Origin of the sequence: Geobacillus sp. ZGt-1, assembly GCF_001026865.1 — a bacterium.
In the GTDB taxonomy this organism is placed as follows: Bacteria; Bacillota; Bacilli; order Bacillales; family Anoxybacillaceae; genus Geobacillus; species Geobacillus thermoleovorans.
Genome location: NZ_LDPD01000014.1, coordinates 4,865 through 5,147 on the forward strand (window position 1 = coordinate 4,865; position 283 = coordinate 5,147).

The window sequence follows — 283 nt, forward strand, 5'->3', positions numbered from 1 at the left end:
TTCATGTGGAGAATCAAAGCAGCGTGCAGTCGTCCTTTCCGGAGCGCATGTTTGTCTATTTCAGCCGTTTGTTTGAAAAATACCGCATCCGCATTGTTCCCATTGCCGTCTTCAGCCATGATGCCCTCCGTGATGAACCGTCCGTGTTTTCGATTGAGTTTCCCTTTGGCGAGGTGTTGCAGTTCCGCTTTTTCCCGGTGGAGTTGCGCAAGAAACATTGGCGGGATTCTATTCGGCATGACAATCCGATTGCGGCTGCGCTGCTTGGCAAAATGGGGTATAC

The 283-nt window shown here is 50.9% G+C and carries 1 pseudogene; it reads left to right on the top strand.

From position 1 onward, the window contains the following. Window positions 1-283, top strand: a pseudogene (locus tag VU18_RS19475) (DUF4351 domain-containing protein); the annotation flags it as partial.